This window comes from Clostridium sp. AF32-12BH (genome assembly GCF_003477935.1).
Lineage (GTDB): Bacteria > Bacillota > Clostridia > Lachnospirales > Lachnospiraceae > Brotaphodocola.
This window is the reverse complement of the sequence record NZ_QUEH01000011.1, coordinates 1-15,706: the sequence shown is the minus strand read 5'-3', so window position 1 is coordinate 15,706 and position 15,706 is coordinate 1. Positions and strand designations below refer to the sequence as shown.

The window sequence follows — 15,706 nt, the reverse complement described above, 5'->3', positions numbered from 1 at the left end:
CTCATGCCCTTTTTGCGTGTTACCGGACAATGATCTTGTATTTTTTCATTTTTCTCCACAGTGTGCTTTTATCAATCCCGAGGAATTCTGCGGTTTTGGATCGATTATTGTGGAAGGTGCAGAGTGCTTTTAAGATTTCCTCGCGTTCGTCATACGGAGAATAGGAAGGTGGGATTTCTTCCAGTACCTGGCTTGGAACCGGCTGTTTTGTTATGCCGGCAGCATCTGGAAGAACCCGGAGGATGTCTGCAGGGCCGGCAAGCGGCACCTGGCTGAGAATGCAGATGCGCTGGCAGAAGTTTCGCATTTCCCGGATATTTCCCGGCCATGGATAGCGAAGAAGCAGGTCAGCGCCTTCAGCAGAAATTCCCTCCAGAATGCAGCCGGTGCGTTCATGTTCATAGGAAATAAGCTGGTTGAGCAGAAAAAGAACATCCTGTTCCCGGCTTCTCAGAGGAGGAAGGTTCAGCTCTAAAACATCCAGACGGTAGAGCAGATCCTGCCGGAAATTTCCATTTGCGACCTCTTCTTTTAGGTTTTTGTTGGTGGCTGAGATGACCCGGACATCGACCGGAATTACGGTGTCGCTTCCAAGACGCACAACTTCCCGTTCCTGCAGGACACGCAGCAGACGGCTCTGGAGTTTTTGGGAGACATCGCCGATTTCGTCTAAGAAGATAGTCCCTTTATGCGCAAGCTCGAAAAATCCCATTTTTCCACCTTTTGCAGCGCCGGTAAAGGCTCCTTCCACATAGCCGAACAGTTCGCTTTCCAACAGATTTTCCGGGAGGGCCGAGCAGTTGATCGCTACAAACGGGTGGTTTTTTCTGGGGCTGGAATTGTGAATGCTTTGTGCAAACAATTCTTTTCCGGTTCCGGTTTCGCCATAGATCAGAATATTGGAGTCGGAATAGCTGTAAGTCATGGCATCTGAGATCACGGCATCCATGATTTTGCTTTTGTGCATGATGTTGGAAAAGTGATATTTGGCCTGAAAGGTAGAATGGCGCAGATTTTTTCGAACCTGCAGTTCATCTGCCTGGATCCGGCTCGTGTCCTGAAAGGTCAGTACACATCCGGAGTTTTCGCTGTATTCCAGCATAGGAACACAGTTTACCATCAAATGGTATGTAGCATAGATATAAATCTCGGAGAGGAGTTTTTTTCCGCCTTTGATCACTTCTTCAATGGGAAGCTTTGGGAAAAACTCGCGAATGTTCCGCCCGGTTAACATGGCATGACCGGAATCAAGGATGGAGTAGCAGTAGTTATTTGCGAAGATGATCGAACCGTCCGGGTCAGTCGAGATGATTCCCTGAAACGAATAGTTCATGATATTGGCAATCTGTGCGCTGCGCATCTTTTCTTTTAGATCGATCTCGGCAGCAGATTTTGCTTCCGAAATGGCATTGTTGATGGCTTCACGGCCAGATTCGATCATGACAGCCGGAAGGTTGTATTTTTTTGCAAATTCAACGGCAGTGTAGTTTCCGACCAGCATTTCACAGCCATCTGCGATCGCTTTTTGTATGGTTTCATCGAGCAAAAGTTCTGAAGTGACCGGGTAGGAAGAAAGACGGATGTCCGGAAAGGCATCCTGGATCGTTTCGACACCGTAGATCATATTAAAAGCCCCGGTGATCGCGATGTGGGAAATGTCAGGTTTTTGTTTTCTGGCTTTCAGGACAGCGGCAATGACATCGTAACCACCTACTTTGAGTTCTGCGCAGAGACAGCCGCGCTGTTTCATCGTCAAAGCGGAGAAGCCGCGGGCAATGACAACATCGGCATTTAAGTCATAGAGCGGGTTATTGTAAAAATCCTGAACGATGCTGCAGGTGATCTCATCCTGGTCGGGACGTTCTTTTAGGACCTGTTCGATGGACGGAACAATCTGTGGGTAAGGTGCGTAAAAAATAATGCGGACCATAAAAACCTCCATGATGATAGAACGTAAAATGAAAACAGGGATAGAGCTATTATAAAATAGGTTTTGCGGAAAGAAAAGAAAGAAATTGCAAAAAATTGCATATTGATTTTCAAACAGATAAAAATGCAATGAAATGCAACTTATTGCAATGATTGCGAGAAGGAAAGAAGGCAACTTAGAAAGAAATTGAAAGAAAAAATATAAGTTCTATGGTGATAATAAATGAAAAATCAGAATTGGTTTTGTAGATATTACACAAAGAAATGGACGAAATTAGAAAAAGAAAAAAAGAAATCCACAAATAAGAAAAGTAGGCACGGTCTTTGCTTTATAGAAGGTCAGAACTGGTTCAAGAAGCAAATGGATGTAATCAACTATTTTATGGAGGGTACTAGTTATGATAGGAAATGTCAGAATACTCGGAACAATGAAAAAATTCCCGGCCGGTGCAATGGTCATTCCGCTGCTGCTTGGCTGTACGGTCAATACATTTTTCCCGGAGGCGCTGAAGATCGGAGGATTTACCACAGGACTTTTTAAGAATGGAATTCCGACTTTGATCGGTCTTTATCTGTTTTGCAGCGGTGCGACGATTGACGTGAAAGCAGCAGGTGAAACCGTATACAAAGGAGTACTTTTGACAGCATTAAAATTCTTCGGTGGATTTGGAATCGGACTTCTGTTAAATACATTGTTTGGAGAAGCTGGATTTCTGGGCCTGCTGCCGCTTGCAGTAATCGGTGCAGTAACGAACTCCAATGGCGTTATTTATGCAACACTCGCCGGTGAGTATGGAGAAGAGTCTGATGTAGGTGCAACCGCGATCCTGACCTTAAATGACGGACCGTTTTTCACGATGATCGCACTTGGAACTGCCGGAATCGGTAAATTCCCGATTACCGCGATCATGGCAAGCATCATTCCGCTGATCATTGGTTTTATCATTGGTAACTTAGACCACGAGTGGAGAGAAACACTTGCAACGGCAATGGCACTGCTTCCGCCGTTCAATGGATTTTGCCTGGGTGCCGGAATGAGTTTCTTTACCATTGCAGGTGCTGGTTTCTCTGGTGTTCTTCTTGGTCTTATGACGGTTGTGGTCACAGGCGTTTTGACCTTTATTGTTTACAGCCTGATCCGCCGGAAAGCAGATCCGATGGGCGCAGCGATTGGTACGGTAGCAGGAGTTGCCGCAACAACACCTGCAGCGATCGCTGAGGCAGACCCGTCTTTTGCACCGCAGGTTGAAACTGCAAGTGCGCAGATTGCGGCAGCTACCATTGTAACAGCAATCGTAACCCCGCTTCTGGTTGCTTTTCTTGCACGCTTTTCAAAGAAGTTTAATGAAAAACACGGGCTGGGCAGAGCTAAAAAAGAGGTGGCTGCTGTTTCTGAGTCCACAATAAAGCAGGCTCAGGAAGCCGTATAGAAGTAAGGAAACGGCGATAAGAGATAATGAAACATGGTTGGAAACAACGAAAAAAATGAAAAAGCGGCGTAAGCAGGAGGAAACGAACATGAATGATATGATTTTGAAAGCAGACCGCGTTCTGCTTGGTGAAGATTTAATCCCAAAAGAAAATATGGCAGTCATTGTCCGCGAAGGAAAAATCGAGGACATTCTTTCCCAGGCAGAATGTCCGGAAATCCCGGGTGCAAAGGTAATCGAGTTTAAGGACAAAACCCTTATGCCTGGTATGATCGAATGCCATAACCACCTTTCGATTGATGCCACGATTCCGGAACATCTGGAACTTCTGGCATGGAGCACAGAGTGTGAACTGACGCTGATCGCACTTGACGGCTTCCGGAAGGATCTGATGAGCGGCGTAACGACAGCACGCTGCATGGGCGACCGCTTCTATATAGATGTAACGCTGAAAAAGTTGATTCAGCAGGGCAAGGTGACTGGTCCGAAGCTTCTGGCTGCCGGGATTGGCATGAAGGGAAGCCATGGCGCAGGATACATTGGCGCACCACATTGCGGCGTGGAGGAGATCCGCAAAACGACCCGCGAAAATTTAAAGAAAGGTGTCGATCTGTTAAAACTCTTTATTACGCCGGGAGTTCCGGATCCGGACAGTGAATTTGTTCCAAGTTTTTTAAGTCTGGAGGAAATCGCAATGGCAGTGAATGAGGGTGCGAAAAAAAATACTCCGGTTGCTGCGCACTGCATTGGTGGTCAGGGATTAAAAGATTGTATCGACGGCGGCGTGCAGGTGATCGAGCATATGTACATGTGCACACCGCAGGATGCAGAATGGCTGGCAAAATCGAATTGTGTTGTTGATTTCACTTCCGGTATTTTCCTGGATCCAACGCGTGAAGAAACCTTATCCGCGAACAACGCGTACCGGGTACGAAAGAACCGCCCGCGTGTCCGCGAAAGACTGAAACTTCTTATGAGCACCGGTGTCCCGTATGTGCTTGGAACGGATGCCTACCATGGTTATCTCTATCGTGAGGTTGGTTATGCAGTAGAGCTTGGTTCTGATGTTGTGACAGCATTAAAAGGTGTTACGTCCAATGCGGCGAAAGTATGCGGACTTGGAGATAAGATCGGAAGTCTGAAAAAAGGGTATGTGGCTGATATCATTGCAGTGGATGGAAATCCTCTGATGGATGTGACCTGCCTTTCCAAAGTGCCATTTGTCATGCAGGATGGCAAGGTGATGAAACAGGAATAGTATGTTTCAAAAATGTTTCACGGAACAAAATAAAACGTATTGAGAAACAAAATGAAACATTTGCATGGAGGGCGAAACACAAAAAGAGCGAAAATGAAATCCGCAGCTGCAAAAAAATGGTCAGAATGGTTTGGAAAATGTACATGAAATGCAAAATAAGACCTGGCACGCGTTTTGCTTTATATTACAGCATAAGGAACTTAAGGAAAAGAAAAGGAGTGAGGGTATGAAGTTATGTTATCAGGTTGCCACACCGGATGTTGCGATTGCAGATTCCGTGACGGCATACCAGGGACCGCTGGAGAAAAGCTTTTCCGATCTGGCAAAGCTTGGATACCAGGGCGTTGAGCTGATGACGTTAAACCCGTCAGAGCTTGACTGGGATTTCGTAAAAAAGGAAGCAGAGAAAAATGGACTGAAAGTAGTTTTAGTATGCACCGGTGAGATTTTCGGGCAGCTGGGACTCAGCTACACAAACCCGGATCCGGAAAACAGAAACGAGGCGATCCGCAGAAGCAAGGAAATCATCGACTTTGCGGCATATTTGGGGGCAAACATCAACATCGGCCGTGTCCGTGGGCAGTACTGCAAGGAACTGACCAGAGAGCAGACGGAGGAGCTTGCGATCGCGGCATTCCGGGAGCTGGCTGACTATGCTGCACCGAAAAACGTGCAGATCGCCCTGGAAACCGTTACCATCATGCAGACGAATTTTATCAACACCTGTGCTGAGGGTGCCGATATGGTAGACCGGGTAGACCGGAAAAACTTCCGCCTGATGTTAGATGTGTTCCACTTAAATCTGGAAGAAAAGAATCTGTTCGATGCGATCCGCCAGTATAGTCCGTACAACATTCATGTACATCTGGCAGATAACAACCGCCGTTACCCGGGCCAGTGCGGACTGGATTTTGAAAAGATCATTTCTACGTTTAAAGAGTGCGGATATGACGGTGCCTTTACGACCGAGATCTTCCAGCTGCCGAGCATGGAAGGCGCAGCAAAAGGCGCAGCCGCGTATCTGATCCCGATCTTCGAAAAGGTATACGGACCACTGAAATAGGAGGGACTATGAAAAGTATTGCGCTGATCCATACCGTGAAAACGGTGGCAGCTTCGTTTGACCAGAAGCTGCGTGATTATGTGGGGGAACCGGTAAAGATCCACAACCTGTGGGACGATTTTCTTGCCAACAATCCGAATGAGATTGGAACATTTACCATAGAAAACCGATGCCGCCTTTACAACGACATCAAATCCGCTGAGATGACAGGTGCTGACATGATCGTGGTGACCTGTTCGACCCTGACTCCGGTTGTAAACATGATTCGCCCCTTTGTGAAAGTTCCGCTGATTGCCATTGATGATGCAATGGGAAGAAAAGCGGTTACTTACGGGGATAAGATCCTGGTTCTTGCGACGGCAGGCAGCACCGAAGGACCGATGCGGGAAAAGTTAAACGCAGAGGCAGCAAAATTAAATAAGACCATTTACATTGATTTCAAAGCAAACGCAGAAGCATTCCAGGCGATGAAAGCAATGCAGATGGACCGCCACGATGCGATCCTTCTGGAGATGGCAAAAGAAATTTCCGGTTATGACTGTGTGGTGCTGGCTCAGGCGTCCATGGCACATCTGGATAAAAAAATCGAAGAAATCTGTAAGATTCCTGTCCTGTCAAGCCCGGAGCTTTGCTTAGAGCAGGTGAAAGAAACATTGAAAACCATTTAAAGAAAAGGAGATTACTGACATGACCAACGAAAAGAAACAGGAGTTGGATGCTCTTTGCCTGAAATTCAGACGTACCCTGATTGAAATTTTACATGAGAGACAGACCGGACATCCGGGCGGATCTCTTTCCGTGTGCGAGATCCTGACAAATCTTTACTTCAATGATGCAAATATCTCCCCGGAGAATATCAATGACAGAAGCCGCGACAAGATTGTACTCTGTAAAGGCCATGCAGCACCGATGCTGTATCTGGAACTGGCTGAGAAAGGTTTTTTCCCAATGGAGGAGATGCATACCCTTCGGCAGATCAACAGCCGCCTGCAGGGGCATCCGTGTTCCAAAGAGACTCCTGGCGTAGAAGCTTCTACCGGTCCTCTGGGCGCTGGCTATCCGTTCGCTCTGGGTATTGCTCTTTCCGATATGCATGATGGAATTGATGCCTACACCTATGCGATCCTTGGCGACGGCGAGATCAATGAGGGTGTGGTATGGGAGACCTGCATGAATGCTACCAAATTCAAGGCAGACCGCCTGATCTCCATTCTGGACTGGAACGGCGTACAGTTAGACGGTACCACTGAGCAGATCATGCCGATGGGGGATATTGAACTGAAGTTTAAGGCATTTGGATACAATACCATTGTCTGCGACGGACACAATGTGGCTGCACTCAGCGCAGCAATCGAGACTGCAAAATCCGTAAAAGGTGTTCCGAGCATCATCTTGGCGAAGACCGTAAAGGGCAAAGGGGTATCCTTCATGGAAGGAAAGAATACCTGGCATGGCGCTCCGGTTAAGGATGCCGACTATGAAGCAGCGATGAAAGAACTGGGAGGTGTACGGTAATGGGAAAAGCAATTCGTGATGTATATGGAGAATGTCTGAAAAAATATGGAGCAACCAATGAAAATATCGTAGTTCTGGATGCAGATGTATCTGGTTCCACCAAATCTGCAATGTTCGGCAAGGAATATCCGGACCGTTTCTATAACTGTGGCATCAGTGAGTATGCCATGATGGGCATGGCAGCAGGTATGGCAAAGAGCGGCAAAATCCCGTTCGTCAATACCTTCGCAGTATTCTTAACTACCCTGGGTTCTCTGGCAGCAAGAACCTTCATGTCTTACTCCGGACTGCCGATCAAGATGATGGGAGGCTACGGCGGATTATCTGACGCATTTGACGGTGCTACCCACCATGCACTGGAAGACATCGCCATGATGCGTACCCTTCCAGGCGTGAATGTGATGGTTGCTTCCGACGCACAGATCACTGACTGGATGGTGAAAACCGCAATCGAAGTCAATGAGCCGATGTACATCCGTCTTTCCAGAGATGCTGCACCGGACTGCCACCCGGAGAATGCGAAGTTTGAGTTTGGAAAGGGCATGGTTGTAAGAGAGGGCAGCGACGTTACCATCATTGCATGCGGCCTTATGGTAAGCACCGCGATCACTGCAGCTGAGATACTGGAGAAAGAGGGCATCAGCGTAAGAGTGGTTGATATGTACTGCATCAAACCGATCGACGCAGAGCTGATTGAGAAGTGTGCGAAAGAAACCGGCGCGATCGTAACGGCAGAGGAGCACAGCGTGATCGGCGGTCTTGGCGGAGCAGTCAGCGAAGTTCTGGCAAAAAGCGGCAGTCTGGTTTCGGTTGAGATGGTCGGCATGCAGGATCGCCACGGCGAGTCCGGACCCTACAGCGAGCTGTTAAAGAAATACGGTCTGGATGCAGATGCAGTTGCACAAGCAGTAAAGAAGGCAGCTGCAAGAAAGTAAAAGAGGAAAATCGTATGGAAAAATCCATGAAGCGGTATATGAAGGTCGGTACGATCCTTCATGTATCCTATAAAGAAGTGGGTTCCGGAGAAGGTCCAATCCTGGAGTGTTTAAAAAAGATCACGACGGATCCCTATTTTGAGGCTGTGGAAGTTGCACATATGAAAGATGCACAGGTGCGAAAGAAAGCGGCCGGGATGATCTCCTGTGCTCACATGGTCACTGCCTATGGCGGTCAGGGTCTGATGCTTGGGGCCGGGTTAAACATCAATGACCTGAAGGAAGAAGGCCGTCAGAAAGCCATTGCAGCCCTGAAAATGGGAATTGATGAAGCCTATGAGATCGGCGCACAGGATTTTTCATTTCTGGCAGGGAGGTATGAAGATGCGACCATGGAAGAATCTTTCCAGGCACTGCTTGCTTCGACCAGAGAACTCTGTGCGTATGCAAAGTCAAAAGGAAATATGCCGATTCTCTGCGAGGTATTCGACTATGACATCGCGAAGAAATCGCTGATCGGTCCGGTAGACCGGGTAAAACGTTATGCAGAAACGATCTGTGCGGAGTATGACAATTTCGGTCTTATGGTAGATTTAAGCCACATCCCGATGATCCACGAGACCATCGAGGAGAATCTGCTTCCGGTCCGCAAATTTATCCGTCACGCCCATATGGGCAATACCGTCATCAAGAGTCCGGAATGTCCGGCATATGGTGATGAGCATCCGCGTTTCGGTTTCCCGAACAGTGAGAATGATGTAACGGAGCTGGCAGATTACCTGCGGCTTCTGCTGGAAATCGGATTTTTAAACGAAGAGAAACGCCCGATCGTCAGCTTTGAGGTAAAACCATTTGAGGACGAGGACCCGGATCTGTGCCTGGCCGGTGCAAAAAGAACACTTGACCTGGCGTGGGAACTTGTTTAAATTAGAACTATCCAACAATTTCACAATTTATGAGCAGGAGGATGAAAAACATGAGAGAGTCTATTCACAAATATTTTCAGGTAGGTACCATTCGCTGGATGTCTTTTCCGAACAGAAGCGTTGTTGACCAGGTAAAACGGATCGCAGTGGATGATTATTTTGATGCCATCGAGGTTACCAAATGTGCAGACGACGCAGAGCGCGAGGAAGTAAAGAAGATCCTGGAGCAGTCTCACTTAAAGGTTTGTTATGGTGCACAGCCGAGACTTCTCGGACCGAAGTTAAACCCGAACGATATCGATGAAGAGGGCAGAAAGAAAGCAGAAGCTACCCTGATCGAGGCAGTGAATGAGGCGGAGTACCTTGGTGCAAAAGGGATCGCATTTCTGGCTGGTAAGTGGGAAGAGGCGACCAAAGACCAGGCATACGCACAGCTGTTAAAGACCACCCGCAATGTCTGCGATTACGCTGCAAAGAAGGGCATGAACGTAGAACTTGAGGTATTCGATTTCGATATGGATAAGGCAGCGCTCATCGGACCGGCTCCGTATGCTGCACAGTTCGCTGCTGATATGAGAATGACCCACAACAACTTTGGCCTGTTAGTAGACCTGTCTCATTTCCCGACCACCTATGAGACTTCCAAATTTGTGATCCAGACCTTAAGACCGTATATCACGCACCTTCATTTCGGAAACGCAGTTGTAGAAGAGGGCTGCCCGATGTACGGTGACAAGCATCCGCGTCTGGGTTATCCGAACAGCGCAAACGATGTAGAGCAGCTGGCTGATTACCTGCAGGTTCTGAAGGAAGAGGGCTTTTTCCATGCAAAAGATCCGATGGTTCTGTCCATGGAAGTAACCCTTGCTCCTGGTGAGGATGACGAGATCATTCTGGCAAACACTAAGCGCTGCTTAAACCGCGCATGGGCTCTGGTAGAAGACTAATAACAGAAACGGTATAAGACGAATGACGATAGAAAGCCGGTCTGCGGCTGTCGGAAACATGGCTGCAGACGGCAAGATCAAAAGGAGAATTGAATCATGAAAATTGTTGTATTAGATGGATATACGGAAAACCCGGGCGACATCAGCTGGGCACCGATCGAGGCACTTGGCGAAGTTACCGTTTATGACAGAACCGCTTATGAGGAGTCCCCGCTGATCGCAGAGCGTATCGGCAATGCTGACGTGATCGTCATCAACAAGACTCCGATCAGCAAAGCAACCATTGACAAATGCCCGAACTTAAAAGCAATCGCAGTTTTGGCTACCGGCTACAATGTCGTAGATTACGAGTATGCAAAAGAAAAAGGTATTCCGGTTATGAACGTTCCGGTATATGGAACGGACAATGTCAGCCAGTTCGCTGTCAGCCTTCTGTTAGAGGTATGTTCTCATATCGGACATCACAGCGATTCTGTCCATGCGGGCGAGTGGGCTGCAAACGCAGACTGGTGCTACTGGCACTATCCGATGATCGAAGTATCCGGCAAGACTGCTGGTATCATTGGCCTTGGCCGTATCGGTGTAAACACCGCAAAGATCTTAAAAGCTATGAACGTCAATGTCATCGCTTACGATGCATTCCAGAGTGAGGCAGGAAAAGAGGTTGCAGAGTACGTTGAGTTAGATGAACTCCTTGCAAAATCGGATTTCATCTTCCTGCACTGCCCGCTGTTCCCGTCCACCCAGGGTATCATTGGCAAAGAGAACATTGCAAAGATGAAAGACGGCGTGATCATCATCAACAACAGCCGTGGTCCGCTGATCGTAGAGCAGGATCTTTACGATGCATTAGAGAGCGGCAAAGTGGCTGCTGCAGCCGTAGACGTTGTTTCCACAGAGCCGATCAAAGAGGATAACGTTCTTCTGAAGGCAAAGAACTGCATTATTACGCCTCATATCTCCTGGGCAACCAAGGAAGCACGGGAACGTATCATGAACACGACAGCTGAGAACATCAAGTCTGTGATCGATGGTGCTCCACAGAACGTGGTAAACAAATAAAATCGCAGAAGAGACAGCGTTACGATCAAGAAGCACCTGTTGTTCCGCTATTGTTTGCGCAACGCGTGAACAGTAATGCATTACGAACAAATAAATGAGAAAATTTATATATTTTTTCTGCAAAATGAACAGGGCTGTGGTATACTTACCATGGCCCTGTTCATGAAAACAGGGCGGAAACACTGTTTGAGAAAAAGGAGAAGATCTCTGATATGGTTAAGATAAGGGTATTTATACCGCATCTCGAATTGAAAGAAATCTTTGAAGATGTGGTCCGCAAACTGCCGCAGTATAAAAATATACAGATTGAGACCATTTATGTGTTCGGGACGCCCGAGGCACTGGCACAGAATGAGGATGCCGATGTTTTAGTGGCCCGCGGAATGACATATGATACGCTGAAAAAGCTTTTTCCCGACAAACATGTGATCGAGATCCATGTAAGCAGTTTTGATATTTTTGATGCGCTGGTCCAGTGCAGAAAGCAGCATGCAAAGAAAATCGCGCTTTGCCTGCATAAGAAAAAGTTTCATTGTATGGAGGAACTGGAAGAGTTATGCGGAGCCTCTATTTCATTATATGACGCGCAGGATCAGAAAACGACGGAAACATCCATTCAGAAAGCACTGGAAGACGGAGCCGATATTTTTGTGGGTGCCGGTACCATGTGCGGAATCTGTGACCGCATGGGCCTGAAATGGGTACATATCCATACCAATTACGATGCCGTGGAAGTCGCCATGCTGGAAGCGGTCAACGCAGCAAGGACGATCAACCAGGAGCGTGCCAAAACGGTGATTATCAAAGAGATGCTCAATCACAGTGAGGAAGGTGTCCTGGCAGTCAATGGGCGCGGTCAGATCTTAAATATCAACAATCAGGCATACCGCATCTTCCAGTTATCTACGGTGGATTCTGTGGAGGGAAAAACTTTGCAGGAGCTGGATCATTCGAAAGAATGGGCGGAACTGATCGATGGAAGTGGGCGCCGCGACCGGATCTTAAAGATCAATGGGACCAGCTATTATGTACAGTTTAAGCCGTTAAGCGACGGTACTTCCGAGGCGGGGGCCTTGATGTTCATCCGGAATGCAGACCGGATCATAGAAGAAGAGCAGAAAATCCGAAAAGGACTTTCGGAAAAAGGTCTGACTGCCAAATATTCCTTTAAGGATATCCTGGGAAAAAGTCAGGCGATCCGCGAAAACATCCAGATGGCAGAGCGTTACAGCCGCGTGAATTCCAACGTACTCATCGTGGGAGAAACCGGTACCGGAAAAGAACTGTTTGCGCACAGCATTCATCAGGCATCCAGTCGTAGAGACCAGCCGTTTGTCGCGTTGAACTGTGCGGCACTCCCGGAAAATCTTCTGGAGAGTGAGCTGTTTGGTTATGAGGCAGGTGCCTTTTCCGGTGCGGCCAAGGGCGGTAAGATCGGACTTTTTGAACTGGCTCATAAAGGAACGATTTTCTTAGATGAGATCGGAGAAATTCCGATCACGCTGCAGGCAAAGCTTCTTCGTGTTCTGCAGGAAAAAGAAATCCGGCGGATCGGAAGTACCAGTGTACATCCGATCGATGTGCGGGTGGTTTCCGCAACCAATATCAATATAGAAGAAAAAATCAAAGAAGGACAATTCCGTTCAGACCTCTACTATCGTCTGAACCTCCTTGATATCACGATTCCTCCGCTCAGAGAGCGAAAAGAGGATATTCAGGAACTGGTGGATTTTTATCTGACCAGGTTCGCCTGCGAGATGGGAAAACCCATTCCTTCCCTGACACCGGATGCGGCACATCTGCTTGCGCAGCACAGCTGGCCGGGAAATGTCCGGGAATTGCGCAATGTCTGTGAGCGTCTCATCGTGTTAAATGACAGTGACGTGATCAGCACGGGACTTTTGCGGCAGTTAAAGATCTTCCGGGAAAGCAGCATAGAAGAACCGTCACTCAACCTGGTGGAGGAAACATCTGACGATTCTGTGTACAGCCGCCTGAAGCCCAAAAAGAAGAAAAAAGAACTGGCAAAAGAGCTTGGCGTCAGCCGTACAACTTTGTGGAGAATGGCGAAGCGCCAGAGTGAACTGGAACGCAGGGAAAAGTAAAGAGGATATAAAGGGACAAGGAGTGAAACAGACACATGGAGATGAATTACGGCTTAACCCTGGAACAGAAACAGCAGCTTTCCCAAAACCAGATCCAGTCTCTGGAAGTACTGGCGATGGACAGCGTGGAGCTGAGTAATTTCCTGCAGGATGAATATCTGGAAAATCCGCTTCTGGAATACAGTCCGGATCATGATATGGCAGGCAGAAGGGAAGACATTGGTCAGACTTATGAGCAGCCGACCGTTCTGGAAAAGAGTTATGAGGACACTGCAGAGGAAGAAGACCGGCGTCAAAAAGACATTCCCATGCCGGAAACGGCAGATATCAAAAATTATATTCTGGAGCAGATACCGGCTGGCGCATGCAGCCGGAAATTAGCGGAATTTCTGACAGAATGCCTGGATGACAATGGATTTTTCACGATCCCGGTGGAGGAAGCAGCGAAGAAAACAGGCGCAGCAGAGGATGAGGTTCGTTGGACGCTTCGGGTTTTACAGGAGCTGGAGCCTTATGGCATCTTTGCACCGGATTTAAAGCATAGTTTGTTAAAACAGCTGGAAATGCAAGGACTGAAAAATGAGCCGGCATACCAGATCGTAAAGGAACACCTGCAGGATGTAGCAGATGGAAAAATCAGTGTGATTTCCAGAAGCCTGAAATTGCCGACCGCAGAGGTGCGAAAATGCATTGAGCAGATCGCAAAGCTGAATCCGAGACCGCTTGGAGAGTTTGGGGAATCCAGGACAGACTATCTTGTGCCGGATATCATTTTCCGCAAGGAAGACGGCAAATGGGAAATTGAGCTGAATGATGGCTGGGTGGAAGATTACCACATCAATGATTATTATCTGAAGATGATGAAAGAATCCCAGGATGAAGAACTCAGCACATATTTCCGGAAAAAGCTGGAGCGTATCCGCTTTGTTATGAACAGCATTGCACAGAGAAGACAGACCATGAAGTCGATCTCGGAGCAGATTTTGAAAAACCAGGGTGAATTCCTGGATGGAACCGCCTTTTTGAAGCCTATGACGATGACGGATGTCGCAGAACAGATCGGAATCCATACTTCCACCGTCAGCCGGGCCATCAAGGGAAAATATATCCAGTATCCGGGCGGCACCATTCTGATGAAAAATCTGTTTACCGCATCGATTTCTGCTTCCGCGACAGAGGGAGCGGTTGGAACCATGCAGATCAAGGAACTTATGAAAGAACTGATCCGCAGCGAGGACAAGAAAAAACCTTACAGCGATCAGAAACTGGTAACGCTCTTAAAGGAGCGCGGCATAGAGATATCCAGAAGAGCAGTGGCAAAATACCGGGAAGAACTCGGAATCCGGGGCAGCTTCGACCGGAAAGTATTTTAGAAAGAAAAAGGAGATTAAAATCATGAAATTTTTCGTAGATACCGCAAATGTAGATGAGATCCGCAAAGCAAATGATATGGGCATTATTTGTGGTGTTACCACCAACCCGTCCCTGATCGCAAAGGAAGGCCGCAACTTCAATCAGGTTATCGCTGAGATTGCTTCCATTGTAGACGGACCGATCAGTGGTGAGGTAAAGGCTACCACCACCGACGCAGAGGGTATGATCAAAGAAGGCCGTGAGATCGCAGCGATTCACCCGAACATGGTTGTTAAGATCCCGATGACTGTAGAGGGCTTAAAGGCAGTGAAGGTTCTGCACGCAGAGGGCATCAAGACCAATGTAACCCTGATCTTCTCCGCAGCGCAGGCACTGTTAGCAGCAAGAGCAGGCGCAACCTATGTTTCTCCATTTCTTGGCAGACTGGACGACATCTCCATGCCGGGCATTGATCTGATTAACGATATCACTGAGATTTTCATGATGCATGACATTCAGACTGAGATCATCGCTGCAAGCATCCGCAACCCGATCCATGTGATCGACTGCGCAAAGGCAGGCGCTGATATCGCAACTGTTCCGTATAAGGTACTGGTTCAGATGACCAGGCATCCGTTAACCGACCAGGGTATCGAAAAATTCCAGGCAGATTACAAGGCTGTGTTTGGAGAATAATCAGCAATTGATTTTGCTTCAGGCAGTCGTGACTGCTGCTTTCCATGTCATTTCGGGCGTATCATGGATACGCCCGTTTTTCTGCTGGTCGTTGCAGCCCTGTCTTTGTTTTTGACAGCAAACTATTTTTTGCAGATTTACAGCATTGAACAGGATATGATCAAATCCTCTTCGAATCTGTTATAAATGGGAAAATGATAAAAAAGTGGTTGACATTTCCTGGAATGTTTGATAAGATACTCCTCGCCCCGTGAGAACGGGGCAGACATCTGAAAGAAAAATAAAAAAGATGAAAAAAGTTGTTGACAAAGCAAAAACGTTGTGATAAAATATTGAACGTTGTCGCTGGAACGGACAACAACATGAACCTTGAAAATGAAAGATTGAACAGTGTTTAAAACCCTGAAAATTCTAATAAAAAAGAGTCCTGGTTGGACATCTTTGAAATGAGATTTCAGAACAAAAACAAACCAAACAACAGTAGAAC

Annotated in this window: 14 protein-coding genes; 13 read left to right on the top strand and 1 reads right to left on the bottom strand. The window is 47.4% G+C overall.

Going from position 1 to position 15,706, the window contains the following annotated elements; translation table 11 throughout:
- Positions 1-19 precede the first annotated feature (19 nt).
- On the bottom strand, positions 20-1,930 hold the full coding sequence (locus tag DWZ40_RS11855) for a sigma 54-interacting transcriptional regulator (protein ID WP_118543230.1): 1,911 nt from the start codon (positions 1,928-1,930) through the stop codon (positions 20-22).
- Positions 1,931-2,327: 397 nt separating this feature from the next.
- On the opposite strand from DWZ40_RS11855, the gene DWZ40_RS11850 reads away from it, so the two are divergent.
- The 13 genes from DWZ40_RS11850 (at position 2,328) to DWZ40_RS20330 (ending at position 15,405) form a co-directional block, all read left to right on the top strand.
- Positions 2,328-3,359 (top strand): 2-keto-3-deoxygluconate permease, encoded by a 1,032-nt coding sequence (locus DWZ40_RS11850; RefSeq protein ID WP_118543229.1) that lies wholly within the window; start codon positions 2,328-2,330, stop codon positions 3,357-3,359.
- Positions 3,360-3,447: 88 nt separating this feature from the next.
- Positions 3,448-4,617 (top strand): amidohydrolase family protein, encoded by a 1,170-nt coding sequence (locus DWZ40_RS11845; protein ID WP_118543228.1) that lies wholly within the window; start codon positions 3,448-3,450, stop codon positions 4,615-4,617.
- 226 nt (positions 4,618-4,843) lie between these two features.
- On the top strand, positions 4,844-5,680 hold the full coding sequence (locus DWZ40_RS11840; RefSeq protein WP_118543227.1) for a sugar phosphate isomerase/epimerase: 837 nt from the start codon (positions 4,844-4,846) through the stop codon (positions 5,678-5,680).
- 8 nt (positions 5,681-5,688) lie between these two features.
- On the top strand, positions 5,689-6,348 hold the full coding sequence (locus tag DWZ40_RS11835; protein ID WP_118543226.1) for an aspartate/glutamate racemase family protein: 660 nt from the start codon (positions 5,689-5,691) through the stop codon (positions 6,346-6,348).
- 19 nt (positions 6,349-6,367) lie between these two features.
- On the top strand, positions 6,368-7,195 hold the full coding sequence (locus tag DWZ40_RS11830) for a transketolase (RefSeq protein WP_118543225.1): 828 nt from the start codon (positions 6,368-6,370) through the stop codon (positions 7,193-7,195).
- Positions 7,195-8,130, top strand: coding sequence for a transketolase C-terminal domain-containing protein (locus tag DWZ40_RS11825; RefSeq protein WP_118543224.1), 936 nt, complete (start codon positions 7,195-7,197; stop codon positions 8,128-8,130). Before DWZ40_RS11830 ends, DWZ40_RS11825 begins: the two co-directional genes overlap by 1 nt.
- Before the next feature lie 14 nt (positions 8,131-8,144).
- The gene (locus DWZ40_RS11820) at positions 8,145-9,056 is read left to right on the top strand and encodes a TIM barrel protein (protein WP_118543223.1); all 912 of its coding nucleotides are present in this window, start codon (positions 8,145-8,147) and stop codon (positions 9,054-9,056) included.
- A 50-nt stretch (positions 9,057-9,106) separates the two neighbouring features.
- Positions 9,107-10,003, top strand: a complete 897-nt coding sequence (locus DWZ40_RS11815) for a TIM barrel protein (RefSeq protein WP_118543222.1) — start codon at positions 9,107-9,109, stop codon at positions 10,001-10,003.
- Between the two features lie 96 nt (positions 10,004-10,099).
- Complete coding sequence (locus DWZ40_RS11810; RefSeq protein ID WP_118543221.1) at positions 10,100-11,065, top strand: D-2-hydroxyacid dehydrogenase; 966 nt, start codon at positions 10,100-10,102, stop codon at positions 11,063-11,065.
- Between the two features lie 212 nt (positions 11,066-11,277).
- A complete protein-coding gene (locus tag DWZ40_RS11805; RefSeq protein ID WP_118543220.1) occupies positions 11,278-13,170 on the top strand; it encodes a sigma 54-interacting transcriptional regulator in 1,893 nt (630 codons plus the stop codon).
- Between the two features lie 35 nt (positions 13,171-13,205).
- Positions 13,206-14,543 (top strand): RNA polymerase factor sigma-54, encoded by a 1,338-nt coding sequence (gene rpoN, locus DWZ40_RS11800; protein WP_118543219.1) that lies wholly within the window; start codon positions 13,206-13,208, stop codon positions 14,541-14,543.
- Positions 14,544-14,565: 22 nt separating this feature from the next.
- Positions 14,566-15,219 (top strand): fructose-6-phosphate aldolase, encoded by a 654-nt coding sequence (gene fsa, locus DWZ40_RS11795; protein WP_118543218.1) that lies wholly within the window; start codon positions 14,566-14,568, stop codon positions 15,217-15,219.
- Between the two features lie 63 nt (positions 15,220-15,282).
- The gene (locus DWZ40_RS20330) at positions 15,283-15,405 is read left to right on the top strand and encodes a hypothetical protein (RefSeq protein ID WP_279220662.1); all 123 of its coding nucleotides are present in this window, start codon (positions 15,283-15,285) and stop codon (positions 15,403-15,405) included.
- The last annotated feature ends 301 nt before the right edge of the window (positions 15,406-15,706 follow it).

Bases quoted from the DNA above. Each gene is read 5' to 3' on its own strand.
- rpoN (WP_118543219.1), top strand. From the start codon at position 13,206: ATGGAGATGAATTACGGCTTAACCCTGGAACAGAAACAGCAGCTTTCC.
- DWZ40_RS11830 (WP_118543225.1), top strand. From the start codon at position 6,368: ATGACCAACGAAAAGAAACAGGAGTTGGATGCTCTTTGCCTGAAATTC.
- DWZ40_RS11810 (WP_118543221.1), top strand. From the start codon at position 10,100: ATGAAAATTGTTGTATTAGATGGATATACGGAAAACCCGGGCGACATC.
- DWZ40_RS11850 (WP_118543229.1), top strand. From the start codon at position 2,328: ATGATAGGAAATGTCAGAATACTCGGAACAATGAAAAAATTCCCGGCC.
- DWZ40_RS11815 (WP_118543222.1), top strand. From the start codon at position 9,107: ATGAGAGAGTCTATTCACAAATATTTTCAGGTAGGTACCATTCGCTGG.
- DWZ40_RS11825 (WP_118543224.1), top strand. From the start codon at position 7,195: ATGGGAAAAGCAATTCGTGATGTATATGGAGAATGTCTGAAAAAATAT.
- DWZ40_RS20330 (WP_279220662.1), top strand. From the start codon at position 15,283: ATGGATACGCCCGTTTTTCTGCTGGTCGTTGCAGCCCTGTCTTTGTTT.
- DWZ40_RS11835 (WP_118543226.1), top strand. From the start codon at position 5,689: ATGAAAAGTATTGCGCTGATCCATACCGTGAAAACGGTGGCAGCTTCG.
- DWZ40_RS11820 (WP_118543223.1), top strand. From the start codon at position 8,145: ATGGAAAAATCCATGAAGCGGTATATGAAGGTCGGTACGATCCTTCAT.
- DWZ40_RS11845 (WP_118543228.1), top strand. From the start codon at position 3,448: ATGAATGATATGATTTTGAAAGCAGACCGCGTTCTGCTTGGTGAAGAT.
- fsa (WP_118543218.1), top strand. From the start codon at position 14,566: ATGAAATTTTTCGTAGATACCGCAAATGTAGATGAGATCCGCAAAGCA.
- DWZ40_RS11855 (WP_118543230.1), bottom strand. From the start codon at position 1,930: ATGGTCCGCATTATTTTTTACGCACCTTACCCACAGATTGTTCCGTCC.
- DWZ40_RS11805 (WP_118543220.1), top strand. From the start codon at position 11,278: ATGGTTAAGATAAGGGTATTTATACCGCATCTCGAATTGAAAGAAATC.
- DWZ40_RS11840 (WP_118543227.1), top strand. From the start codon at position 4,844: ATGAAGTTATGTTATCAGGTTGCCACACCGGATGTTGCGATTGCAGAT.